Origin of the sequence: Moorella mulderi DSM 14980 (assembly GCF_001594015.1) — a bacterium.
Classification (GTDB): domain Bacteria; phylum Bacillota; class DSM-521; order Neomoorellales; family Neomoorellaceae; genus Neomoorella; species Neomoorella mulderi.
This window is the reverse complement of sequence record NZ_LTBC01000059.1, coordinates 1-691: the sequence shown is the minus strand read 5'-3', so window position 1 is coordinate 691 and position 691 is coordinate 1. Positions and strand designations below refer to the sequence as shown.

Annotated in this window: 1 protein-coding gene; it reads left to right on the top strand. The window is 57.5% G+C overall.

What is annotated here, in order from left to right; translation table 11 throughout:
* The coding region (locus MOMUL_RS15235) for an IS66 family transposase zinc-finger binding domain-containing protein (RefSeq protein ID WP_201786544.1) at positions 1 to 691 on the top strand (691 nt) is incomplete at both ends.

The window sequence follows — 691 nt, the reverse complement described above, 5'->3', positions numbered from 1 at the left end:
TCGCCGCCATGACCATAGAAGAGCTGCAAAGCCGCTGCCTGCAGCTGGAAGAGCAATGTATGCAGCTGGAACAACAAAATGCCGAACTGACCGCCAAGCTAAACTGGTTTATGGAGCAGTTCCGTTTAAGCAAGAAGCGGCAATTCGGTGTTTCCAGCGAACGAACCAGGCCTTTAGAAGAAGAGCAGCTTTTACTTTTTAACGAAGCGGAAGCGGAAGCCCGGCCGGAGGCGCCTGAACCCGATTTGGAAACCATCACCTACCAGCGCCGCAAAGGGCGCAGCCGCCGGGAGATGAACCTGGAAGACCTGCCGGTAGAAGTAGTAGAGCACCGCCTGCCGGAAGAAGAACGGGTCTGCCCGTGCTGCGGCGGTCCCCTGCATGAGATGAGCACCGAGGTGCGGCAGGAACTTAAGGTCATCCCGGCCCAGGTGAAAGTGGTTAAACATGTGCGCTACGTCTATTCCTGCCGCCGCTGCGAGCGGGAAGAGATAACCACTCCCGTTATCACGGCACCTATTCCGGCTCCTGTACTTCCCGGGAGCCCTGTATCTCCCTCCCTCCTGGCCTACATTATGACCCAGAAATACGGGGCGGGGTTACCCCTCTACCGCCAGGAGCAGCAGTTTAAAGGTTTGGGGATTGAACTGTCCCGGCAGACAATGGCCAACTGGGTGCTTCACGGGGCGAA